The 24,251-nt window shown below is 62.0% G+C and carries 19 protein-coding genes; 11 read left to right on the plus strand and 8 right to left on the minus strand.

Annotated elements, in window-relative coordinates; genetic code table 11:
• The first annotated feature begins 30 nt into the window (after positions 1 to 30).
• On the plus strand, positions 31 to 1,491 hold the full coding sequence (locus QM600_RS08740) for an aldehyde dehydrogenase family protein (protein ID WP_283261070.1): 1,461 nt from the start codon (positions 31 to 33) through the stop codon (positions 1,489 to 1,491).
• 20 nt (positions 1,492 to 1,511) lie between these two features.
• Here QM600_RS08740 and QM600_RS08745 read toward each other — a convergent pair whose 3' ends face one another.
• Positions 1,512 to 2,225 (minus strand): IclR family transcriptional regulator, encoded by a 714-nt coding sequence (locus tag QM600_RS08745; RefSeq protein ID WP_283261071.1) that lies wholly within the window; start codon positions 2,223 to 2,225, stop codon positions 1,512 to 1,514.
• Between the two features lie 232 nt (positions 2,226 to 2,457).
• On the opposite strand from QM600_RS08745, the gene QM600_RS08750 reads away from it, so the two are divergent.
• The 6 genes from QM600_RS08750 to QM600_RS08775 are packed head-to-tail and all read left to right on the plus strand — an operon-like array spanning position 2,458 to position 8,814.
• Entirely contained in the window at positions 2,458 to 4,206 is a 1,749-nt protein-coding gene (locus QM600_RS08750) for a carbon-nitrogen hydrolase family protein (RefSeq protein WP_283261072.1), read from the plus strand.
• Positions 4,199 to 6,352, plus strand: a complete 2,154-nt coding sequence (locus QM600_RS08755) for an FAD-dependent monooxygenase (protein ID WP_283261073.1) — start codon at positions 4,199 to 4,201, stop codon at positions 6,350 to 6,352. The genes QM600_RS08750 and QM600_RS08755 overlap by 8 nt, the downstream gene beginning before the upstream one ends.
• Entirely contained in the window at positions 6,349 to 7,131 is a 783-nt protein-coding gene (locus QM600_RS08760; protein WP_283261074.1) for a maleate cis-trans isomerase family protein, read from the plus strand. The genes QM600_RS08755 and QM600_RS08760 overlap by 4 nt, the downstream gene beginning before the upstream one ends.
• Positions 7,132 to 7,162: 31 nt before the next feature.
• A complete protein-coding gene (locus QM600_RS08765; protein ID WP_283261075.1) occupies positions 7,163 to 7,462 on the plus strand; it encodes a Dabb family protein in 300 nt (99 codons plus the stop codon).
• A 2-nt stretch (positions 7,463 to 7,464) separates the two neighbouring features.
• On the plus strand, positions 7,465 to 8,124 hold the full coding sequence (locus QM600_RS08770; protein WP_283261076.1) for an isochorismatase family protein: 660 nt from the start codon (positions 7,465 to 7,467) through the stop codon (positions 8,122 to 8,124).
• Positions 8,125 to 8,160: 36 nt separating this feature from the next.
• Positions 8,161 to 8,814: an isochorismatase family protein gene (locus QM600_RS08775; RefSeq protein WP_283261077.1), complete on the plus strand. Its 654-nt coding sequence runs from the start codon at positions 8,161 to 8,163 to the stop codon at positions 8,812 to 8,814.
• Between the two features lie 55 nt (positions 8,815 to 8,869).
• Here QM600_RS08775 and QM600_RS08780 read toward each other — a convergent pair whose 3' ends face one another.
• Together QM600_RS08780 and dapB are read right to left on the minus strand one after the other, a co-directional pair.
• Positions 8,870 to 9,352 carry a hypothetical protein gene (locus QM600_RS08780; RefSeq protein WP_283261078.1) on the minus strand — a complete coding sequence of 161 codons (483 nt, stop codon included), beginning with the start codon at positions 9,350 to 9,352 and terminating at the stop codon, positions 8,870 to 8,872.
• 11 nt (positions 9,353 to 9,363) lie between these two features.
• Positions 9,364 to 10,125 carry a 4-hydroxy-tetrahydrodipicolinate reductase gene (gene dapB, locus QM600_RS08785; protein WP_502942917.1) on the minus strand — a complete coding sequence of 254 codons (762 nt, stop codon included), beginning with the start codon at positions 10,123 to 10,125 and terminating at the stop codon, positions 9,364 to 9,366.
• A 145-nt stretch (positions 10,126 to 10,270) separates the two neighbouring features.
• Between dapB and QM600_RS08790 the strand changes: the two genes are divergently transcribed.
• The 3 genes from QM600_RS08790 (at position 10,271) to QM600_RS08800 (ending at position 15,432) form a co-directional block, all read left to right on the plus strand.
• A complete protein-coding gene (locus QM600_RS08790) occupies positions 10,271 to 12,304 on the plus strand; it encodes an ATP-binding cassette domain-containing protein (RefSeq protein ID WP_283261080.1) in 2,034 nt (677 codons plus the stop codon).
• Positions 12,301 to 13,038 carry an energy-coupling factor transporter transmembrane component T family protein gene (locus QM600_RS08795; protein WP_283261081.1) on the plus strand — a complete coding sequence of 246 codons (738 nt, stop codon included), beginning with the start codon at positions 12,301 to 12,303 and terminating at the stop codon, positions 13,036 to 13,038. The genes QM600_RS08790 and QM600_RS08795 overlap by 4 nt, the downstream gene beginning before the upstream one ends.
• Before the next feature lie 75 nt (positions 13,039 to 13,113).
• The gene (locus QM600_RS08800; protein ID WP_283261082.1) at positions 13,114 to 15,432 is read left to right on the plus strand and encodes an arylsulfatase; all 2,319 of its coding nucleotides are present in this window, start codon (positions 13,114 to 13,116) and stop codon (positions 15,430 to 15,432) included.
• Positions 15,433 to 15,522: 90 nt separating this feature from the next.
• Here QM600_RS08800 and QM600_RS08805 read toward each other — a convergent pair whose 3' ends face one another.
• From QM600_RS08805 to QM600_RS08820, 4 genes are all read right to left on the minus strand, one after another.
• Positions 15,523 to 17,136 (minus strand): ABC transporter substrate-binding protein, encoded by a 1,614-nt coding sequence (locus QM600_RS08805; protein WP_283261083.1) that lies wholly within the window; start codon positions 17,134 to 17,136, stop codon positions 15,523 to 15,525.
• Between the two features lie 43 nt (positions 17,137 to 17,179).
• Positions 17,180 to 18,913, minus strand: coding sequence for an N-acyl-D-amino-acid deacylase family protein (locus QM600_RS08810; protein WP_283261084.1), 1,734 nt, complete (start codon positions 18,911 to 18,913; stop codon positions 17,180 to 17,182).
• Positions 18,906 to 19,886: an alpha/beta hydrolase gene (locus tag QM600_RS08815; protein WP_283261085.1), complete on the minus strand. Its 981-nt coding sequence runs from the start codon at positions 19,884 to 19,886 to the stop codon at positions 18,906 to 18,908. Before QM600_RS08815 ends, QM600_RS08810 begins: the two co-directional genes overlap by 8 nt.
• An 89-nt stretch (positions 19,887 to 19,975) precedes the next feature.
• A complete protein-coding gene (locus QM600_RS08820) occupies positions 19,976 to 20,590 on the minus strand; it encodes a TetR/AcrR family transcriptional regulator (RefSeq protein WP_283261086.1) in 615 nt (204 codons plus the stop codon).
• A gap of 109 nt (positions 20,591 to 20,699) precedes the next feature.
• On the opposite strand from QM600_RS08820, the gene QM600_RS08825 reads away from it, so the two are divergent.
• Complete coding sequence (locus QM600_RS08825) at positions 20,700 to 22,322, plus strand: flavin-containing monooxygenase (RefSeq protein WP_283261087.1); 1,623 nt, start codon at positions 20,700 to 20,702, stop codon at positions 22,320 to 22,322.
• Between the two features lie 25 nt (positions 22,323 to 22,347).
• Here the strand turns inward: QM600_RS08825 and asnB are convergent, their stop codons facing one another.
• Positions 22,348 to 24,186: an asparagine synthase (glutamine-hydrolyzing) gene (asnB, locus tag QM600_RS08830; protein WP_283261088.1), complete on the minus strand. Its 1,839-nt coding sequence runs from the start codon at positions 24,184 to 24,186 to the stop codon at positions 22,348 to 22,350.
• Between the last annotated feature and the right edge of the window lie 65 nt (positions 24,187 to 24,251).

Below are 24,251 nucleotides of genomic sequence, written 5' to 3' on the forward strand. Positions count from 1 at the left end.
TACTGCGCACTCCCCGATTACGGAGAAATTATGACTGAACCGATGTACCAGGATGTCCCCGTCGATATCACGCAGTGGTTGGCCGGCCTTCGGCTTCAGCAGACGGTGGGCGGTGAGGATTTCTCGCCGGCGTCCACCGTCGACGTGCCGTATCCCGTCACCGAGGAAACAATCGCCACCGCGCCGTTCGGAGACTCGGCAACGATCGACGCCGCAGTCCGCGCGGCCCATGCGGCTTTCCCACGCTGGTCACATACTCCGTGGGAACAGCGTCGCGAATTACTCGAGCGGTTCGCCGCTGCGCTCGAAGGGGATGCGAGCACTCTGGCGCTGATCCTGACGGCCGAGACAGGCCGCACTCTCCGGCGCTGCCACAGCGAGGTCCTGAGCGCCGGCCGCTTCGTCCGGACCATCGCCGCGACCACCCCGCAATCGCACCAGATTCCACATGAGCGATCCTCGGTCCGTCACATCGGTCGCCCGTTGGGAGTGGTCGGGGCAATCGCGCCGTGGAATTCCCCGGTGCTGCTGGCTGTAGTCAAGGTGGCCAACGCACTCCTGTCCGGAAATACCTTGGTACTGAAGGCTTCTCCGTTCACTCCTCTCGCCGCACTCCGATTCGGGCAACTGTCGCGGGCTATCTTTCCCGCCGGTGTTCTCAACGTCGTCAACGGTGACGGCACTGCAGGCGCAGCTTTGGTGAGCGATCCCCGCGTCGCCAAGATCTCGTTCACCGGTTCGACTGCAACGGGCAAGCTCATCGCCGTCTCAGCCGCACAGCAACTCAAACGACTCACCCTCGAGCTGGGCGGCAACGACGCCGCCATCGTGCTTGCCGACGCGAACCTCGACACCTTCGTCGAGTTCTCCTCGCAGATCGGACTGCTGAATTGCGGAGCGTTCTGCGCCGGCGTGAAGCGGGTGTACGTCGAACGCTCGATTCACGACGAGCTCGTCGATCGATACACAGCCCGCCTACGTGATGTCGTCTTGGGTGACGCCTTCGACCCGATAACAGATATGGGGCCCATCCAGAACCGTCCACAGTTCGAACGTGTTCTGGGACTGCGTAATGCAGCAGTCGAATCCGGCGCAACCCTGCACCGTAGCGCTGGCCCGGTCCCCGACCGAGGGCTGTTTCTCGCACCCGCGGTCGTCACCGGGCTGAGCCGCCGTCATCCGCTGGTTCAGGAAGAACAGTTCGGTCCACTACTGCCGATCATCGCGTTCGATGATCCGGCAGAGGCCGTTGTCGAGGCGAATACCGGACCCTACGGACTGGGCGGATCGGTGTGGAGCGCTGACATCGAACGCGCGGAGTCGCTAGCAGTGCAACTCGACGTGGGTAATGCGTGGGTCAACCAACACGGCGCTTTCGAACCTGCGGTCCCGATGCCTTTCGCCAAGGCATCGGGTATCGGTATCGACTACGGCGGACTCGGAGTCCACGAACACAGCCAAAGCATGATCGTCAACGTCCTCCGGCCGTGAACGCGGTGGCCCCCTCCCGATCAGTACTGGTCCAGCAGTTCCGAGATTTCCGCGGCCGCGCCCCGGATCAATTCGATCATCCGATCTCGGCGTGTCTGGTCCGAACGGAAGATGGGGGCTGCCGTTCCGATCGACGCCACGACTGTGCCATGAGACGTGATTGCAGCAGCGCAACCCCAGATACCCTCGTCAACCTCTTCGAAGCTTTCGGTCCATCCCTCCGCCTGCGTCCGATCCAGCGCCTCGTCGGTCAGCATCGTGACCCGCGCGGAGGGCAACGTCGGCAGAATCGCTGCCAGGTGAGCGCCGCGCTCGGAGCGCGACATCGATGCCAGCAAGATTCGCGACATCGACCCCGCGTGCAGCGACATCGCCTGTCCCTTGTCGAACTGCAGTCGCACCGGCCGTCGGGATTCCACCCGGTCGACGCAGTACGCCGCGTCACCGCCCCGACGGGCAATGAGAACCGTCTCGTCGATCTCGTCGCGGACGCGGGCCATGATCGGCAGCCCGATCTCGGCCAGAGGAGCTTGCGCCGCCTCGCATGCCCGGGCCAGGCTCAGAACCAAATCTGTTACCCGATAAGAGTTCTGAGACGCGCCGTCGAGCAGACCGACCTCGCGAAGCAAAGCGACGTACCGATAGGTCGAGGTAACCGAGAGGTCGAGTTCGGAAGCGAGGTCGGCTACCGTCCACGTCGGCCGCTCCTCGGTGAAACACAGCAAGGCAGACAACAGCTTCCGGCTACTGCCAGCGCCACTGACTTTGTTGTGACTACTCGGGATGGGCAATTCGAGGCCTTTCTTTACTCACCATTCGAACGTGGCCTGCATGCTTCGGCCGCAAGCCTTCCAGAATATGAAGAAGCGTACCCACAATACGGTGAACCGCCATTCGGCCCGCTTGCACCCTCCCACACTTGCCACTAATCTCATATCCATAATCTGGAAGGATAAAAACCACATCATGGAAATTCTTGATTCGGCGCCATTGGACATCGCTTCCACCGGGCGCACGCTCCGAGTGGCGTCCGCACAGTTCTTCTCCGGCACCGACGTTGCCGCCAACGCGCAGACCGTCGTCAACTACCTCCGGACTGCACACGACGCGGGCGTGAAACTGGTCGTGTTCCCCGAGAACAGCAACCGTGTTCGCGACTACGCCGACCGCGACGAATGCTGGGACAAGTCCGAGAGGTTGGACGGCGAGTTCGTCACAACCATTTCCGCAGCCTGCGCCGAACTCGGCATGTACGCCGTGGTGGGGATCGACCTCAGCGAAGAGATCAAGCCGACCGTACGCATCGCGTCGGTTCTGATCGGCCCCTACGGCGACATCGAACACGTGCACCACAAGACCGTGTTCTGGGATTACGAGTACACCCTCTTCGTGGCCGGCACGAAACCACTCGAGGTGGTCGACACCCCGATCGGCCGCATCGGCCTCCTGATGTGCGCCGACGGTATCGTCCCCGACGTTCCTCGTGTCCTCGGTCTGCTCGGCGCCCAGATCTTCTGCAATTCGCTCAATTCTCGTGGGCCGGACGAAGTTCGGGTACACGTGCCGCTCCGCACCCTGGAAAACCACGTCTGGCACATTTCGTCGAATACCGTCGGTGGCCCTGCGGACGGCTGGCCATGGATGGGTGGATCGCAAGTCGTCTCCCCGCGCGGTAACATCCTGGCCAGCGCCGGCGAAGAGTCCGAAGGCCTCATCTGGGCCGACATCGACGTCGATGCCGCCGACGACAAAAACGTTCCCGGCTTTGCGGACGTCTTCGGCTGGCGCCGTCCCGACCTGTACGGCGACTTGATGGTGCCGCACGAGGAGTTGCCCGTCGCCGACATGCTCGGACCTCTCTCCCCCGAGATGGCACCCAAGCCAGTCGATGTCGCCACTTTGCAGGTGTCCTGGTTCCACAACCAGGAATGGACCGTTCAACGTGCGATCGGGCAGATCTCGCACGCCGCCCGCCAGGGGGCACAGTTGGGCGTACTGCCGCAACTGTTCTGTTTCAAACCCGGTGAGGTCGATGCCGATCCCGCCGCCGCAGCAGCCACCTCCACCGAGGTGCTCGCTCGTATCCGTGCCGCCGCCACCGAGCATTCCTTCTGGGTAGCCGTGCACCTCGTCGAACAAGACGGTGATGCCTTCTACTCCACCGCGTACTTGATCGACGCGGACGGCGAAATCGCACTGAAATACCGCAAGACCCATCTCGATACCGCTGAAAGCCTTTGGGCCACCGCGGGAGACGAATTGTCGGTTGCTCACACGGCACTCGGTTCCATCGCTCTGATGATCGGCAACGAGGTCTGGCTACCCGAGGTCATGCGATTGCTGACGTTGCGCGGAGCCGAACTGGTCCTGCACCCCACCAACTGGGATCGCCAGGAAGCTCCCGACATGGCGGCCACCGAGCGTACCGAGGAAAACCGGGTCCACCTGGTGTCCGTCAACCGTCTCGACAGCCCCGCCAAGGTCGGCAGCCAAATCGTGCGCGCCGATCTCTTCATCCCCGGTCAACCCATCGCGTTGATGCGGTATCCGTCGGCGCAGTGGACGCGGTACGGCTTCGAAGAGCAACTGATCCAGCGACTCGATCTCCGCGAATCCCACAGTAAGACCATGGGATTCCACCTCGATCCCGTCGGCACACGCCAGCCGAACCTCTACGGTCCACTTCTCGCCGAAAGGACGTCAACCGATGTCTGACACCACCCTCACCGCAGCCGATGCCGACATGAACACCGTCGTCGTAGTCGGCATGGGTCCGGTCGGCATGGTCGCCGCCCTCAAACTCGGAAAACTCGGATACCAGGTTCTCGTCCTCGAGGCCGGCGACGACCTCGCCGAGGAATCACGCGCCTCCACGTTCCACCCGTCTTCCCTCGAACTGCTCGAGGAACTCGGAGTTGTCGACGAACTCCACGCAGTGGGTCTGAAGGCACCGGTCTTCCAGTACCGCGAACGCACCGGCGCTGTACTCTCCGAAATGGACATGAGTCTGCTTGCCGGAGAGACCAAGTACCCGTACCGCTTACAGAGCGAACAGAACAACCTCACGCACATCATCCGTCGCCACCTGCAGACGATGCCGAACGTGACACTGCAGTACTCGAGCCCCGTCGCCCGCGTCGAACAAGGCTTCGAGCATGTACGCATCTTCCTGCCCGACACCGACCGCGACCATCCGATTCGCGCGCGCTGGGTCATCGCCGCCGACGGAGCCCAGTCGAATATCCGTAAGAGCCTGGGAATTTCGTTCGAAGGCCGCACCTACGACGAACGCTTCCTGGTCATCTCCACGACCCACGAGTTCCGCGACGACTTTCCCGACCTGGCCTACGTCTCGTACATTTCCGACCCCGACGAGTGGGGTGTACTGCTGCGCACGCCGAACCACTGGCGAGCACTGTTCCCGGTCCTCGACGACGAAAGCGACGAGACGGCGCTCTCCCCCGCGGCGATGGAAGCACGCCTACAGCGCCTCGCGCCGCAGCCCACCGAATACGACGTGCCCCACGCATCGATCTACAAGGTCAACATGCGCGCCGCCGCCACCTTCGCCGTGGGAAAGATCCTGCTCGCCGGCGACGCCGCCCACGTCAACAACCCACTCGGTGGGATGGGCATGAACAGCGGTATCCACGATGCCTGGGCGGCCGCCGAGGTCATCGACGCTGCCCTGACCGGCACCGACGCCGTTCATGCCGCATCTCTCTACAGCGAACTTCGACGCGACGCCGCACTCAATCACGTGCAGGCGCAAGCACAGAAGAACTACGACTCGATGAGCGAAGACGACAACGCCGAACGTGTTGCCCGCGCAGACATGCTCTCCGCCATGGACCGCGATCTCCTCGACAAGCGTGAGCACCTACGCACAGCGGCCATGTTCACCTCGTTGCGTATCACCATGGGCCGCATCGCCCGTGAATTGCGCGCCGTTCCGGCAGCAACCCGACCCGCCGGACGTCGGCTATCCGAAATGCTCTGCTACAGAACAGTTCTGGCACCCGGCGTGTACGACGGCGTCTCGGTCAAGGCACTGGGCGAATCCGGCTTCAAGGCCGGATACGTCTCGGGTGCCGCCGTGTCCGCCGCCGCACTCGGCCAACCAGACCTGGGATACCTGGGCCTGACGGAAATGGCCGAGCAGGTACGCCGCATGACAGCGGTCAGTGACATCGCTCTGATCGTGGACGGTGACACCGGGTATGGCGGTGTGCTGCAGGTCGGCGAGGCGGTCACCCGCCTCGAGCGTGCCGGTGCCGCAGCTATCCAGTTCGAGGACCAGGTCGCACCCAAACGCTGCGGACATCTGACCGGCCGCCAGGTGGTGCCGATCGAGGAGATGGTTGCCAAGATCGAAATCGCCGCACACCGTAGGCGGTCCGCGCTCATCATCGCTCGCACCGACGCACTGTCCGTCGACGGCCTCGATGCGGCGCTGACCCGAGTGCGCGCCTACGCCGCAGCCGGCGCCGACCTCGTGTTCGTCGAGGGCGCCTACAGCGAAGAACTGCTCCGGACCATCCGCGACGCTGTCGGCGGCACCCCGCTGATGATCAACGTCAGCGAAGCCGGCGACCACTCGGCGCTGCCCCATCCGCGAATTTGCCACGAACTCGGCGTTGCCTTGATGATCTACCCGGTTGCCCCGATCCTCGCTTCCACCGAGGCGATCACCTCGATGTACGCGCAAATCCACACCACCGGCTCTTCGGGCCTGAATCAACAGGATTGGGCTCAGTTCACCGCCCTGACCGGGCAGGACACACAGCTCGAACAGACCGCGGTGCTCGCTGCATCCGCAACGGCACAGATCGACACTGCTAACTCGAGGAGTCTCGTATGACCGCCCCCGCCACACCTGATATCGCCGCACTCGAGACCGCTGTATCCACCACCAAAGGCAAGCGTTTCGCACTGATCGTTCCGTCCACCAATACGTCGGTCGAACGGGAGTTTCACCACATCCGCCCGCAGGACTGCTCCTGGCACACCGGCCGGATCATGATCAAAGCTGCGGCTCTCGATTCCGCCGACGCGTTCGGTCTCTTCCGTGAAGATCTCAACGCAGCATTGCCGGCGGCACTCGAGATCGTCATGACGGCAAAGCCGGACTACATCGTCATGGGCATGTCCGCCGAAACCTTCTGGGGCGGTGTGGCAGGCAACGCCGCATTCGAGCAGAACGTCCGCGAACTCACCGGACTCGACGTGACCACCGGTGCTACAGCCGCAGCAGAAGCCTTGAAAGCGTTCGGTGCCAAGAAGATCGGAATCGTTACTCCGTACCAGCCGGTTGGCGACGAGCAGGTTGTCGCGTACTTCACGGAACTCGGATTCGAGGTCGCGGGCATCCAGGGTCTGAAGTCCGCCTCCGCAACGTCCATCGCCGACGAAACACCCGAGGACATCCGGGCTGCGTTCCTGGCCGTCGACGGCCCCGACGTCGACGCTCTGATCCAGGCCGGCACCAACCTCGAAGCCGTCGCGGTCGCTGCCGAACTCGAGAAAGAACTCGGCAAGCCGGTCGTCGCGATCAACATCGCCACCGTCTGGCATGCACTGCGCACCAACGGCATCACCGACAAGATCGAGGGCTACGGCTCACTCCTCGAACGCTTCTGACGTATTCACTCGGCCGAAAGGATCCACCATCATGTTCCGTCACGTCGGATTACTCACCCTCAACGACGAGGCCACCACCACCAACCGCAACGGCATCGCCGAGGCGCTCCGCGCGCTACCCGGGCAGATCGCTGGGTTGGAGAAGGCAGAGGTATGCACTGATGCCGGCCTGTCCGAGGGCAACGCCCACCTGATGTTCACGATGACCTTCGATTCGAAGGCCTCGTGGGAGGCCTACCGTACGCACGCCGCACACGTCGCCGTGCTGACCGATCACATCAAGCCTGTTCTCGCGTCGAAGACGTTTGTACAGATTGACGAAAGTCTGTAGTCGTGACCGAACATATGAACGCAGTCTCCGGCGACGATCTCGCCCCGGACTACACATTCTCGGGATTCGGTGGCTCACTACCCCTGGGTTCTCGTCCGGCACTGGTAATCGTGGATCCGGCCAAGGCATACAACGAACCGACGTCGCCGCTCTATGCCGGTGCTGAGAAGACAGTGTCGAACATGCTTACCCTCCGAGCAGCGGCATCTGCCGCGGGGATTCCGGTTTACCTGACCCAGGTGCTCTACGACGACGAAGCCGGAGTTCTCGGCGGATTGTTCTTCACCAAGGTGCCGGCACTGCGTTACTTCGTCGCGGGTAATCCCCTCGCGGAGTTCATCGACGGATTCGAGCCACACCCTGGCGAGATGGTCATCACCAAGCATTACCCCAGCGCCTTCCACGGCACCTCGCTGGCCGCGGCACTGACCGCGACCAAGGTCGATACCGTGCTGATCGCAGGGTTCTCGACCAGCGGATGCATCCGGGCCACCACTATCGATTCCCTTCAACACGGTTTTGTGCCCGTGGTTGTCTCCGACGCCGTGGGGGACCGCCATCGGGAACCACATGAATCGAACCTGCGGGATATCGCGGCTAAATGTGGTGAAGTGCGCAGCCTCGATCAGGCACTCGCATTTATCCGCACACTCGACGCCTGACACCAGGCGCCGCTTTCGAATCGACAGGAAAAGTACGTGAACACCGGGTCCGAGTCGCACACTGCAATCGATTGGAATACGGAAATGGCCCGTATTCGTCAATTACGCTCTACCCGAACCAAAGTCGGACCCGGTGTGTCACCCGCAGTTGTCGTGGTCGATTTCCAACGCGCCTTCACCGAGCACAATCAATGCAGTCGATCCGCTGGCCTAGCACTGGCGAACACGGCAACTCTGCTCGACGCGGCACGGCGTTGCGGAATTCCCGTCATCTATCTGGTGATGATTCTCGACTCGCTCGACGACCGCATGCTTGCTCAGCGAGTGCGATCGTCACTGACCACGGTGTGTGAACGCGGAAACCCCTGGACCGCGATCCACGGCATGGTCGCACCTTTCGAAGGCGACCACATCGTCGAAAAGACCGTTGCCAGTGGCTTTTACAACACCCGACTCGAATCCCTGCTCACGGAACTGCACATCGACGAGATCATCGTCGCCGGTACCAGCACCAGCGGATGTGTGCGGGCGACAGTCACCGACGCCGCTTATCGCAATCTCCGCGTCAGCGTCGTCGAAGAGTGCGTCGACGACTTCCGTATTCTGTCGGCGCAAGCATCTCTGTGGGATATCCAGGATCGCTTCGGTGATGTCGTGACCCTCGCCGACACTCTCGAACGGTTCCGGTAACCCGCCTGCGCAATCGGGTTACCGGAACAACGCACTGAGTTCGACGATCCACTACCTACTTACCGCGCTCGCGACGCTCCAATTCCACTGCGCGACGCATGGTTTCGCGGGCACGGCTACGGTCGCCCGCGAAATCGTAAGCGCGAGCAAGGCGGAAGTTCTGCTTCCAGTTGTCGGGATCAGCTTCCCAATCGACCTTGACCTTGGCGAACAACTCGTCGGCAGCAGCGCGCTCGATACGGCCCGACGGCAACTTGGGGAGCGTCGACGCGTCGACGGCCAAGCCTTCGTCGACAATCTGCTGAGCCAGACGTTGATGGGTGAAACCGGCGCGCAGCGTTGAAATCACCAGCCACAGTCCCAGGAACGGCAGGATCATCACGCCGATTCCCAGGCCGATGGGTACAACGCCGCCCTGCTGAATCAGTGTGATTCCGCGTTGACCGAGCAGCACGAAGTACACGCCGAGCGCAAGGCAGATCGCTGTGATCAGGATGAGCGTGCGAGTGGTCTTGTTGTTCACGGATTTGCTACTCATCGATGCAGTACTCACAGGTCCAGGTCCAGGAACGAATCGATACCGACCGTCAGACCCGGACGGGACCCGATCTGACGAACACCGAGCAGGACGCCCGGGGCAAACGAGTTTCGGTCGATGGAATCGTGGCGGATGGTGAGGGTCTCGCCCTGCGTACCCAGGATCACTTCCTGATGGGCAACCATGCCGGCCATACGAACCGAATGCACGCGAACGCCGTCGACGTCGGCGCCGCGGGCTCCTTCGATTTCGACGGTCGTGGCATCGGGACTGGCTCCGACACCGGCTTCGGCGCGGGCCGCGGCGATCATCGCAGCGGTCCGGAATGCGGTACCGGACGGAGCGTCAGCCTTGTTGGGGTGATGAAGTTCGATGACCTCGACGGAATCGAAGAACCGCGCCGCTGCCGCCGAGAAGCGCATCATCAGCACTGCGCCAATCGCGAAGTTCGGTGCGATCAGCACACCGGTAGCAGGCTGCGCGTCGAGCCAGGACTGGACTGTGGCCAGACGCGCGTCGTCAAATCCGGTGGTGCCGACGACAGCGTGAATCCTGTTGGCTACGAGAAACTCGAGGTTTCCCATTACGACGTCAGGATGCGTGAAATCGACCACGACCTGAGTGCGGGTGTCGACAAACGTTTCGATGCGATCGCCGGCATCGACCTGCGCGACCAATTCGAGATCAGCAGCGGCTTCCACTGCTGCGCAGATCGCCTGGCCGACCTTGCCCCTGGCTCCCAGAACCCCGACCCTGATGGGTGCTGCACTCACGTCTTCCACGCTCCGTCCGATGCATTGTTGTAAGGCGAAGCCTACGCAACCGGGCAGATCGTCTCACCATCAGTGGGACGGGAGTTTCATCACCTAGCAGTTTCGACAACTCAGCAATTTCGACACAACTGGCACACTGGAGTCGGTGAGCAGCCGCCCCGAAGTCCGCACCACCGGCAACCTACGTCCACTCGAGTTGGCGACCGGTGCCGTGATGGCCGGGTTCACGGTCGCGCTCTCGGTCATCGCAACGGTGATCCCACTCGCTAGTGCGCTTCACTTTGTTGCCGCGGTGCCGATGGGAATCGTTGCCCAGAGATTCCGGCTTCGCGCTGTAGTTGCCTCCGGCATATCGGCAACGGTCGTGGCGTTTGTCGCAGCCGGTTCGGGATCTGCGTCGGCAGTTGCGCTGTGCGTCCTGATCGGCGGCATTATCGGCAACGTCAAACGACGCGGGCGCGGGTTCTTCTCCGCATTACTGGCGTCGTTTGTCGTCGGCCCACTCGTTGCCTTGTATTCGATAGTTCTGCTGTTGATTCTCTCTCCACTGCGAAATCTGATTCTGGACTCGTTGGACTACACGGCACGTGGCGTCGCGGCAATCCTGAAACGGTGGCCGCCACTGATCGGCGCGGCCGAGTGGATCGAAAACAGCGTGGGGACCATCGTCGACTACTGGTGGGTCTGGATTGCCGCGACTGCCACCCTGGGCATCGTCTTCACCACTGTTGTGTCGTACTTCGTACTCGGCGCGGTTCTTGATCGGTTGGCGGCCATTCCTACCGAGGATCAACTGGAATCAGCTCTCGATACTCGGCCGATCGGCCCCTTGCCGCTCGCTCTCGAACACGTCGGTTTCACGTACTCCGGGGCCCACTCCGCATCCCTGACCGACATCAACTTCACGATCGCCCGCGGCGAATTCATCGCCATCGTCGGCCACAACGGTTCCGGTAAATCCACCCTGACCCGGTTGCTTGCCGGACGAGCGCCGTCGACCGGCATTGTGGTGCGACCAGGAGCGGCGGGACTCGGGCGTACTGGTGGAACAGCCGTTGTACTGCAACGGCCCGAGAGTCAGATCCTCGGCACCCGGGTGGCCGACGACGTGGTGTGGGGCTTGCAGCCCGACCATCTTCCCGACATCGAGGCACTACTGACCGAGGTCGGCCTGGGCGGTATGGCGATGCGTGAAACATCGTCGCTGTCGGGAGGCGAGATGCAGCGTCTGGCTGTTGCCGCTGCCCTCGCTCGCAAACCCGCGTTGCTCATCGCTGACGAAGCTACCGCGATGGTCGACCGCGCCGGCCGCGAAGAACTGGTGGAACTGCTGGCCACTCTCCCGCGGCGCCATGACATGACGGTCGTCCTCGTCACGCATCATCAGGCCGATACGCGCCGAGCCGACCGCGTAATCCAGCTCCAAGGCGGACGTCAGATCGAGCATCAGCCGCACTGGATGCTCGGCGCAGGACCAACGACGCCCTCTGCCCCCTGGCCACGTAGCACCCGTCCGCTTCTCGAGATCAACAATGTCTCGCACACCTATAACCATCGGACGCCGTGGTCTCGGACTGCACTGTCCGATGTGAACCTCACTATCGGCGCCGGTGACGGTCTACTCGTCTTGGGAGGCAACGGTTCCGGCAAATCGACACTGGCGTGGATTATGGCCGGGTTGACGGTTCCCACAGCCGGCACCGCACTGTTCGAGGGCAAGCCCATTGCGAAGGAGGTCGGTTCGGTGGGACTGACCTTCCAGCATTCGAGACTCCAACTCCAACGCCGCACCGTCGCCGAAGACATCGAAGCTGCGGGCGGACCCGAAATCGGAACCACCCAGGTATCCTGGGCTCTCGACGCGGTCGGCCTCGATCGGAACCTCGCGGGCCGCAGCATCGACCAACTCAGCGGCGGACAGATGCGGCGGCTCGTACTGGCCGGACTCCTCGTCCGCCAACCCCGATTGCTCATTCTCGACGAACCCTTGGCCGGACTCGACCCGCCCGGCAGAGCAGCCATCATGAACGTCCTGTCCTGGATTCGCCGCAACGGCACCGCCATTGTCGTGATCTCCCATGACGTCGACGGTATGGACGCCGTGTGCAGCAGAACAATTCACCTTGCCGACGGCATTCTTGCCGAAAACCCCGTCAGCATGGAAGAGGCACAGCGATGACCACTCTCCTGCGTGAAGTACCCACCACCTCGCCGATCCACCGGTTGTGGGCGGGTACAAAGATCATCGCCGTTGTTCTCATCAGCCTCGTCTTGGTGATCGCACCGTCGTGGCCGTCCATCGCAGTCATCGTCGGACTGCTTCTCGTCACCGCGATCATCGGCCGAGTTCCACTGACCGCATTCCCGCGGCCACCGTGGTGGATCTGGCTGCTGTTGATGGGCGGCGCGCTGGTCAACCTTCCGATCGGCCTCGACGCCGTCTATCTCTATCTCCGAGCCATCACTTTCGGAATCGTATTACTCTGTGCCTCACTGATGTTGGCGTTGACCACGTCCATGAGTGATGTCGCGCCCGCACTCGCAACGCTCGGCCGTCCGCTGCGATTCCTGCGAATCCCCGTGGACGAGTGGGCTATCGCGGCAGCCCTCTGCATCCGATCACTCCCCCTCCTGATCGAGGAGATGCTCACACTCGCTGCTGCGCGACGCCTTCGGCCGAAGGGTGTGGTGCACAGTGCTTCCGACAACACGATCATCGACCTGATCACCACCACGATGTCGGTGGCAATCCGCCGATCCGCCGAAATGGGTGAGGCGATCTCTGCCCGCGGCGGAACCGGCTTGATCGCCGCGTACCCCAAACGACCCAGGCGCGCTGATCTGATTTCCACACTTTTTGTCACCGTATCGTGCGTCGGCGCAATCGTATTGACGGTGGTTCTGCGCGGATAACTCAACCACGTTTTCGGTCTCGATGATCGGAATTCTCACCTGACTCAGCGACCCCTGGTCTCTACAGTCTCGAGAATGACAGCCCAATCGAATAGTCCCGAGTTTGCCGGGATCATCACCGAATCAATCGCAAGTTCCCAACCGTCGTGGCCGCAGCATCCGACTCCACCGGCGGGCGCCCCGAACGTCATCGTGATGCTCGTCGACGACATGGGCTATTCGGACATCGGAGCCTTCGGATCGGAAATTCCGACCCCCCACCTGGATGCAGTTGCCGGTGAAGGCGTCCGCATGACCGACTTTCACGTGACACCGACGTGCTCTCCGACGCGCGCCTCCCTGCTGACCGGATGCAACTCTCACGCTGTCGGCATGGGAGCCGTCGCCAATGTCGACTCCGGGTTCCCCGGCTACGCTGCCGAACTACCGGCAAATCAGCCGACGATCGCAGAGATGCTTCGCGACAACGGCTACGCCACCATGGCAATCGGAAAATGGCATCTGTGCCGGGAATCCGACATGCATTCCGCCGGCAACCGCCATTCGTGGCCGTTGCAGCGGGGCTTCGATCAGTACTACGGATTCTTGGAAGCGCAGTCGAATCTGCACTTTCCGCATCAGCTTTACGAGGGCAACAACCCGGTCCACGTCGACCAGTACCCGCAGGGGTATTACCTCACCGACGATCTGACGGACCGCGCCGTTCAGATGATTGCAGATACCCAGGCGTCGGATCCGTCGAAGCCGTTCATGATGTACTTCGCGCACGCTGCGGTCCACACGCCGATGCACGTGAAACCTGCAGACCTGGAACGATTCCGAGGCAAGTACACCCAGGGGTGGGATGCGATCCGCGAAGCGCGCCTCGAACGCCAGAAGGCCTTGGGGGTTGTCCCTCCCGGAACCGATCTCTCTCCACTGAGCGAAGAGTCCAGTTACGACGTCCCCGGCTGGGACGAACTCTCCGACGACGGAAAGGCTCTCGCCGCGCGCCATATGGAAGGCTTCGCAGCGATGGTCGGTACCATCGACGAGAGCGTCGGAAAGCTCCGTGATGTTCTGGATCGACTCGGCAAACTCGAGAACACGATCTTCGTCTTCCTGAGCGACAACGGCGCTTCCGGCGGCGGCGGCCACGACGTCGGCGCCTTCAATCACCTCGCCAATCTCGATCGATCTCGCGTCGTGACGAACGCTGATCGCATCGCTGAACAACTGCCTCATATCGACGAGATCGGCGGCCCCACAAGCTGGCCGCAATACGCAACTGGCTGGGCGACCGTGTCCAACACCCCGTTCCGCCGCCACAAGTTCAGCACTTACCGCGGCGGGCATCAGGTGTCGTTCCTGATGTCCTGGCCGGCCGGTTTGCCGGAGTCCGCCGGCGCAATCAGACACCAGTACGCGCACGTCACAGACCTCGCACCGACACTGATGGAACTCATCGGCCTTCCGGTGTCCACCGAGCGCCACGGTATTGCCGCTCGTCCCCTCGACGGCACAAGCATGGCGGAGCTGCTGCGCCGAGGCGACGCCGTCAGCAATCACACTGAGCAGTACTACGAGTGCCTGGGCGAACGCGCCTACTACGCCGGCGATTGGGAAGCCGTCGCACAACGCACTCCGATGACCCCCTTCGATCAGGATCGCTGGGAACTGTTCGAGACCGCCGAGGACTTCAATCAGCTCAACGATCTGGCCGCCGAGCATCCGGAGCGGGTCGAAGAACTGATCGCAGCCTGGCGGGACGCAGCTGAACGCAATCAGGTTTTTCCGATGGCGAATGGCAGTCCGTTGCATTGGTTCCAGCGGGATCCGCTGGATGCGCGCTTCGCAACGGACGTGGTCTTGCTCCCCGAAACCCCGACGCTCGAGCGATTCCGTGCGAGCCAACTGATCGACGGCCGATCGTTCGAATTCGAGGTGGAGCTCACCGATTTCACCACTGCCGACGAAGGCGTACTGCTGGCACACGGCGGCCAGGAGAGCGGCTACATGCTCTACATCGAGGCCGGGAACCTGCATCTCGTACAGAATGCGTGGGGACGGATGATCGCGGCTGAACCGGTGCCGTTGCGCGACGGAACTCAGCGGATCCGCGTGACAATCGATGCCCCCGGCAAAGCTCGTTGGCTGGCCAGCATTTTCGTTGACGACGAGTGCGTACGAAGCGACATTCAGTTCGTCCAATTGTCGTGGCTGGTTCCCTTCAGCGGACTCTACGTGGGAGCAATGCGCCGCTCGCCAATCTCGTGGGATCTGCATCTGCGCCGCGGCGTATTCGCGTACTCGGGCCGATTCAGCCGAATTACCTTCCGGCCGGGAAACTTTGCGCCCGATGCCATGGCAACGATGCTCGACCACTTCAGGGAAATGGGCGCTGCCACGCAGTAGCGACGGCACGCAATTCTGTGCAGAAAACCGGTAACGGCGGGGTCGTGAAGACCCCGCCGTTACTGCTGTCTGCAGTAGTTCGCTTCCGGACTAGGATGTGGAATCCGGAGCCATCCAAGCACTTCCGAACAGCATGATGCCATCAGCGCTGGGCGTGATCCCATGGACGTTCTTGTTCCAGGGGATGAAGTACTTGCCGGTGTTGACGGTCACCATCGGCGCCGTCTCGTTGACCAAAGTCTGAATCTCCTCGACAACCTTCTTTCGGTCGTCATCTGATGCAGCGCTCTGCAACTTGGCTAACAGCGAATCCATCGTCGTGTTCTGGTAGCCCAATACATTCGAGGACGATTCGCTGTAGAGATTTCCGTACATACGAACGAAGGGTGACTCGTCGAGGACGTTAAATCCCGCATATCCGATGTCGTAGTCATGCTTGGCGTACATGGCCTTCACGAGGTCGTTGATGCTGGTGGCGTACACGATCTCGACGCTGAAACCGACGGCCTGCAGCATCGCTTGGAACGCCAATGCACTCCTCTGAGCAGCCGGATCGTTCAGGCCCACGTAGGTAAGTTTGCCGTCGTATCCGTCCGCCTTTGCCACACCCAGGTACTGCTTGGCTGCATCCGGGTCGTAACCGTTGCCCGCCACAGATCCGTGCCATTGCGACCACGAAGCGAACATGTCGCTGCCGGGCATTCCGTAGCCACCCTCGACCCGCTCGTTGAAAGTCTCGGGATTGAACGCTGCGACAATCGCTTTGCGAACCCGTACGTCGGCGCCTGCCCGCCCCTCACGCTGATTGATGTTGCCGACGCCACCCATGTTGACCGTGTAGACGTACCCCACATCGCCGGCGCTGAGCGCATTGTGGACGACGTCGGCACCACGGAGGTAAGCGGCTTGAATTCCGCCGGCGTGGAGAGCATCTACCTTGGCCTGCTCACTGACGATCGCGGGAAAGCGCAACTTGTCCAGATTCGGCTTGCCGTTCCAGTAGGTAGGGCTAGCGGAAAGCACCAATTCGTCTTGCGAAGCGAACTTCTCGACCTGGAACGGGCCGGCACCGATCGGAGCGAAAGTACCCGACGCCATCGACGACGGCGCCACAATCATCCCGGGACCGGTGGTGAACATGATCGGAAAGTCGTTCCACGCCTGCTTCAAAGTGAAGACGACCGTCGACAGATCCGGGGATTGGACGTCGGCGACGCTCGCCTTCCACACCTGGGTGTGCGTGCCCTTCTTCTCCAGGTAATGGTTGACACTCCACACTACGGCGGCACCGTCAACTGCTGAACCGTCGCTGAACTTGGCATCGCTGCGCAGCTTCAACGTCCAGACGGTGTTGTCTCCGTTGGCTTCCAGTGACTTCGCGAGCTGAGGTTCGAACTCCTTCGTCTCCGGGTCGTACCGCATGAGCAGGTCGTAGATAGCGGCCATTTCGTTGCCGCCGGTCGCACCGCCGTCCTGTCGATCGGCCGGATCGAGACTGCTGACGCCGTTGTACGTCGCGAACGACAGCGTTCCTCCCGATTGCGGATTGCCGCCGCTTTCCTGATTGCCGACGAGTCCCGTTGTCACATCCGACGCATCGGTCGCCGTTGTCGAGGTACCTCCGGCGCAGCCCGCCACCAGCGCTGTCACGGTTGTCAATGCGATGAGCGCAGTAGCGACTCGGGTGAATGAACAACGCTTCATATAGTTCGGCTTTCGCTGAGAATGTGAAAGGTGGGAATGACGGTCAAGAAACATCTGGTCCGGGAGCTGACTTGGCGCCGCGCACGAGCCGCCCCGGTAGCGCACCGGTGTGCTCGCCTTCCTCGAAGACGACCTCACCTGCCACCACTGTCGCCACATAGCCCGTGGCGGTCTGCATCAACCGTCGACCACCAGTGGGCAAGTCGTACAACACCTCCGGATGGTCCGCCTGGAGTCGATCGAAGTCGATCACGTTGAGATCCGCTCGGTACCCGGGTCGCACCTGACCCCGATCGAGCAACCCCACCACTGCGGCAGTGTCGACGGTGTGCCGCTTGATCAACCACTCGACCGGAAACAGCGATTCACTCTTCCGATGGTCACGCCCCCAGTGTGTGAGCAGGGTCGTCGGGAAACTCGCGTCGCAGATCGCACCGCAATGGGCGCCGCCGTCACCGAGTGCCGGCACGGTATCCGGCCGGGCAAGCATCTCCCGGACAGCGTCGAGGTTTCCGCCCGCATAGTTGAGCATCGGGAAATACAGCAGGGCACGGCCGTCTTGCGCCATCATCGCGTCGTAGGCAACCTCGACGGCCGAGACGCCATATCGTTCTGCAAGTGCGGCGACTGAATCACCCGGTCCCGGTTCGTAATTGGGCGGATCACCGAGGAGGTACACATGCTCGAATCGTGTCGACAGCCTCGCAACGAAGTCACTGTCCGTCACCGGCTGATCAGCCAGTAGAGCTGTCTTGACCTCGGGTCGGCGCAACTGCTCGACGCGCTCCTCACGCGGGAGGTCCGCCAGTGGAGCGTAGGTGGGATACGCCATGAACGGATGCCAACTCAACTCCCAGCCGAGCATGACACCGACAGCTCGCGGAGCAACTTGACCGGTGATCGGAATGTTCTGTTCCGCCGAAACTTCCGCCAATCCGTCAAGCAACGATCGCCATTTGTCCGGAGCGCGGTCGCTCTGCACGATCGAAACCGACATGGGCCGCTGCGCCGCCTCGACGATCTCGCTCACCAATGTCATCTCCGCGGGTTCTTCCATGAAGTCGGAGATGAAGTCGACAACACCGGCACCGGCCTTGGCCAGCCCGCGGGCAAGTCCGATCAATTCCTCGCGAGACGCGGTCAAACTAGGAGTCGGTTCACCGGCTGATGTCTTGTGCACTGCGGATCGCGACGTCGACCAGCCGAGCGCGCCGGCCTCGACAGCTTCAGCCACGAGGTCACACATCTGATCGATCTCGTCGTTGGTCGGTCGGACGAGATGGTCGCCGCCCCGCTCCCCCATCACATACGTTCGAAGCGCGCCGTGCGGAAGTTGGGCAGCGAAGTCGATGGCGTGCGGGGTGTCGATCGCGTCGAGATAGTCGGGGAACGACTCCCAGTTCCACGTCATCCCCTCGGCCAGCACGCTTCCGGGGATGTCCTCCACGCCCTCCATCAGACTGATGAGCCAGTCCCGTTGTTCCGGTTTGACCGGTGCAAACCCCACGCCGCAGTTCCCCATCACCACGGTGGTAACCCCGTGCAGCGACGACGGCGTCAGCAGCGCGTCCCACGTGACCTGACCGTCGTAGTGGGTGTGGATATCGACAAAGCCTGGCGTCACGAGCATGCCCGCAGCGTCGATCTCACGGCGTCCGGACTCGGACACCTCGCCCACCGCAGTGATACGGCCGTCGTCGACGGCCACATCCGCTTGTCTCGGCACCGCACCGGTCCCGTCAACAACGAGCCCGCCGCGAATCACGAGATCATGCATGTGCAACTCCTTCGATCGAATCAGTCTGTAGGTCAGCATCTTCGAACAGTCGTGCAGTAGCGGACGCCACCGTGGCAGCCGCCTCCCGGGCATCGGCGGAGACGGCCGTGAACTGAAGGAAGCCATGCGGGAGCGTCGGGTAGTGCAGCAGCTCCACAGACACACCAGCCGCCGTCAGCCGCTCCGCGTACTCCAAGCCCTCGTCGAGCAATGGATCGTGACCACCTACAACCACAATCGCAGGCGGCAGGCCGGCAAGGTCTGCTGCGCGAATCGGTGCCAGGCTTGGAGAATTCCGATCCGCAGCTTCGGGACAGTAATGATCAAAGAACCACTGCATTTCCTTGGAGCCGAGGAACACTCCCGAGTTGGCGACATACGAGTCTCGCGTCAGATCGGCGTCGACGACTGGATAGACGAGCACCTGACCCACCAAGGAAACTTCACTGTCGGTACGCATCGTCTGTGCGCAAACCGCCGCAAGGTTTCCGCCCGCACTGTCTCCGGTGACGACAATCCGCGGATCGAGTCCTTCGGATCCGGCGGCAACCCAACGCAGTACTGCCGACGCATCGTCGACAGCAGCAGGAAACTGATGTTCCGGCGCCAGTCGATAATCCACGCTCACGACCGGAACGCCGGCAGCGTCGGCTAACAATCGACAGGTAGCGTCGGCGTAGTCGAAATCCCCTGTCACCCAGCCTCCGCCATGGAAGTGCACAACCGTGCCGGACGCCTTCACCGACAACGGTCGGTAGATCCGAACCGATACTTTGTCTCCGATGGCATGCGAGTCGACTGCGGACATCTCGGGTCCGGGTGCACACATGGCCAGTGCCGCGCGGATCCGTTCGCGCGCCTCACCCGGCGCGAGGTCGATCATCGGCGGAAGCCCCGCGCCCTCGACCGCGTCAGCCACGGCCCGCAGAGCGGGATCCAACTCGCTTTGTACTCGCCGCACACTACTTGTCATGAACTAGAATCTAACTCTAGTCTGTCGATATGACAACGGTCACATCAAAGCCGGAAGGCGCGGGCAGTCCGTACCGCGCTGGGGTCACCTCAGCTTGTGAAGATCAAGTCCACAGTGCGATCGAGCAGTCGGTGCACCTCGGCGGCGCTCTGGCGCCCCAGACCGAACAAATTCAACTCGTGGCCCAGCACGGCAGTCACGATCGCGACGATGTCCGCGGCCTCCTCAATGGGCAAATCAACAAGTTGCTCACGATACGAGGACAGCACCTGTTCCGAAAACTCCGCAAAAATCTCGCACACGATCGGATCGGTGGACTGCCGCAAAACTCCTTGCAGGCGAAGGAAAGTCGGATACTTCTCAAACCTGTCGACAGAGTGATGCAGGCGTGCTCGCATCCGATCGGAGTCCGACACGGACGGATCCACCGGCCTTCCGAGAGTTGCGGGATCCGTCGCCGACCAGTCCTGCAACACCGCTGCGTACAGATGCTCCTTGGATGTGAAGTAGCGGTACACGGTTCCGAGTGCAACGCCGGAATCCTCGGCAACGTCACGGATCTGGATCCGCTCGAACTCGTCCGCGACCAGGAGTTCACCCGCGACGTCAATGATGTGCTGACGTCTCGCCAGCTGCCCCTTCGGCAACGATGCAAGATCGAGCTGCTGTGCCCGATTCGGCTTGTCCATGGGCCCTGCGTCCACGCTTGCATTCCTCCCGTTGCACCCGCTCGTATCGCGGAACACCTGTACTGCCTGCACTGATGCTACTGGCACTACAACCGACCACAAGAACGCTCACCACGAAATGAGGATGTCCACCTTGTCGAACAACACGTCACATAACGCCATCTACGACGTAGTTGTCGTTGGCGCCGGATTTGCCGGGCTGTACGCGCTGCACAGCCTCCGACAGCGCGGACTGTCCGTGCACGGGTTCGAGGCCGGCACCGGCGTCGGCGGGACATGGTTCTGGAACACCTATCCGGGCGCCCGCTGCGACGTCGACAGTGCCGACTACTCGTATTCGTTCGACGACGACCTGCAGCAGGAATGGGTGTGGACCGAACGCTTTCCGGCGCAGGCGGAGATCCTCCGCTACCTCGAGCACGTCGCCGACCGCTTCGGTCTTCGTGACGACATCACCTTCGGCACCCGAGTCACCTCCGCCCAGTTCGACGAGTCCGCCGGACTCTGGGTCATCGCCACCGACGACGGCAACACCGTCACCGCGCGGTGGATGATCATGGCAACCGGTGCACTCTCGGCCGCCCGGATACCCCACATGGATGGCCAGGACGCGTTCGGTGGCGAAGTCCATCACACCGGCCACTGGCCCGCCGGCGGGGTCGATTTCACGGGCAGGCGAGTCGGCGTCATCGGCACCGGATCGTCCGGGGTGCAAGCGATCCCGATCATTGCCGAGCAAGCCGACCATCTCACGGTATTTCAGCGGACTCCGGGCTTTGTCATCCCCGCCCGCAACCGGCCTCTCAGCCCTGGCGAACTCGACGACATCAAGGCGCACTACCCGTCGCGCCGAGCGCTTCAGCGTGAATCCCACGGTGGATGGATACTGCCACCGCCCGCCGGAATGGCGCTCGAGGCCTCGCCGGAAGTCCGCGACAAAGAGTACGAGAGTCGCTGGGCAGACGGCGGAATAGCGTTCCAAACTACGTTCGGTGACCTCATGTTCGACGCTGCCGCAAACGAGACTGCCGCCGAGTTCGTCCGGTCCAAGATCCGCGATACCGTGTCTGATCCAATCACCGCAGAGGCGCTGTGCCCCAAGGGGTATCCGTTGGGAACAAAACGGTTGTGCATCGGTACCGACTACTACGAGACGTTCAACCGCGACAACGTCACGCTGGTAGATGTACGCGCGACGCCGATCGAACAACTGGAAAGCGATGGCATCGAGACAACAGCCGGATTCCACGAACTCGACATGATCGTCTACGCCACAGGATTTGACGCCTTGACCGGATCCTTGGACAGCATCGACATCCGCGGGCGAGACAACCTGGCGTTGCGTGACGCGTGGGCGGCCGGACCACGAACATACCTCGGGGTGGCAGTCGCAGGCTTTCCCAACATGTTCATCGTCACCGGACCCGGTAGTCCGTCGGTGCTCTCCAACGTCGTCGTCTCGATCGAACAGCACGTCGAGTGGGTCGTCGACTACATCGATCACATGCGCCGGACCGGAGCCTATTTCGCGGAGGCGACCAGCGCCGCCCAGGATGACTGGGCGGGCCACGTGACCGGCATTGCGGCGGAAAGCCTGTATATGCAAGCTGATTCGTGGTACTTGGGAGCAAACATCCCCGGCAAGCCGAGAATCTTCTTGCCCTACCTCGGCGGCGTCGGAAACTACCGAATACTCTGCACTCAGATCGCCGACGACGATTACCGAGGATTCACGACAACGACCTGAACTCTCCCCGCGGGTACATCTCCAGCTAGAGCCGGATGGTGGGGTTGTACATATCCATCCACATCGCGAGATCAAGCGTGCGCTCCAGACCAAGGCGAGAAACCTGAGTGACCTGCGGAGTATCGACGGACACCGCCCGCGTCAGCCAGGCCTGGCTTATCAACCCGAACACCGGGTGTGCAGGCTCACTGAGCAACTCCTTGCCCTGCTTCTGCAATGCCACCGCATACTTGGGATCCTGGGTGGACGGATACGGCGACTTCACCCGTTCGATCACCGACTGCGGCAATACATCCCTGGTCGCGGCCCGAAGCAACGATTTCTCCCGGCCATCGAAGGTCTTCATCGACCACGGCGTGTTGTACACGTACTCCACCAACCGGTGATCGCAGAACGGCACACGAACCTCCAACCCGACAGCCATACTCATTCGGTCCTTGCGGTCGAGCAGGACTCGCACGAACCTCGTCAAATGCAGGTAGCAGATCTTGCGCATCCTCCACTCGAAGTCGGATTCTCCACCCAGCCTGTCGACTCCGGAAACCGCGCTGTCATACGAATCCTGAACGTACACATCCAGGTTCAATGCCGCAGTCACCTCCGGAGTGAAGATGTCACTGTCATCGCCGAAACGTTCTACGCGGTGCACGAGCCAGGGAAACGTATCGGCCTTTTGCGCGTCGGGATCAAAAAACTGCTTGTACCCGCCGAATACCTCGTCAGCCGACTCTCCGGACAGCGCCACCGTGGATAGCCCGCGGATCGCTGTGAAAAGCAAATACAGTGACGCGTCCATATCGCCGAGCCCCGTCGGAATGTCGCGCGCCCGGATGACCTTCGCCCGCACTGCGGGGTCAGCCAGTGCGTCGTTGTCAAGCACGATGTCCTCGTGAGCAGTCCGCGATCTTCGGGCCACGTCGTGGACGTAGGGGGTGTCCGGAGTTCCACGCAGTTCATCCGCGACAAAATGTTCGGTCTGACCGACAAAATCGACGGAAAACGTCCGGACCGTCTCGCCGACCTCGGCAAGCTGTTGGGCCGCAATCGCAGTCATCGCTGACGAATCGAGTCCACCGGAAAGGAGCGTGCACCGTGGCACATCCGCGACCAGTTGCCGACGCACGATGTCGTCGAGAAGTTCACGAACATGCGCCACCGTGGTGTCCTGGTCATCGGTGTGAGGCCGGGTATGCAGCGTCCAGTAGCGATGGGTGCGTAGACCGGCGTGTGAAACGGTGACTACCGTGCCCGGTTCCACCTCACGCATTCCGTCCCACACCGCGTGACCCGGTGTCTTCACGAACGCGAATAGCTCGCGGATCCCGTCCATCGTGACGGTCGACTCGGAGATCGGATTGGCAAGTATCGCTTTGGGTTCCGAACCGAACAGAACACCGTCCGGCGTCTCGTAGTAGTAGAACGGCTTGATCCCCATGCGGTCACGGATCATCACGAGGGTATCGACGCGTGAATCCCAGACAGCGAACGCGTACATGCCATTGAGGCGCTGCGCGACGTCCTCTCCCCACTCGAGATATCCGTGCAGCACAACCTCGGTGTCGGAGTCGGTCACGAATACGTGTCCGCGCCTGCTCAGTTCTTCGCGCAGTTCACCGAAGTTGTACGCCTCGCCCGAGTAGACCATCGCGATCGGCCCACCGGCCGTGTCGACACTCATCGGCTGATTCCCGCCCGGCAGATCGATGACCGCAAGCCGTCGATGCCCGAGCGCGGCATGCTCGACCACCCAGGTGCCGCGCGCGTCTGGTCCACGGCACTTCATCGTCTCGGTCATAGAGTCAACTGTCGGCTGCTCGGACCGTAGGTCGCGATCGAACGAGATCCATCCGGTTATTCCACACATGGCTTCCTCGGGCCCGCACTGATTGCGGCCGGCACCGAAACCGCCGGCCTGATCAGATCCTTGGA

Source organism: Rhodococcus sp. IEGM 1379 (genome assembly GCF_030056815.1).
Classification (GTDB): domain Bacteria; phylum Actinomycetota; class Actinomycetes; order Mycobacteriales; family Mycobacteriaceae; genus Rhodococcus_F.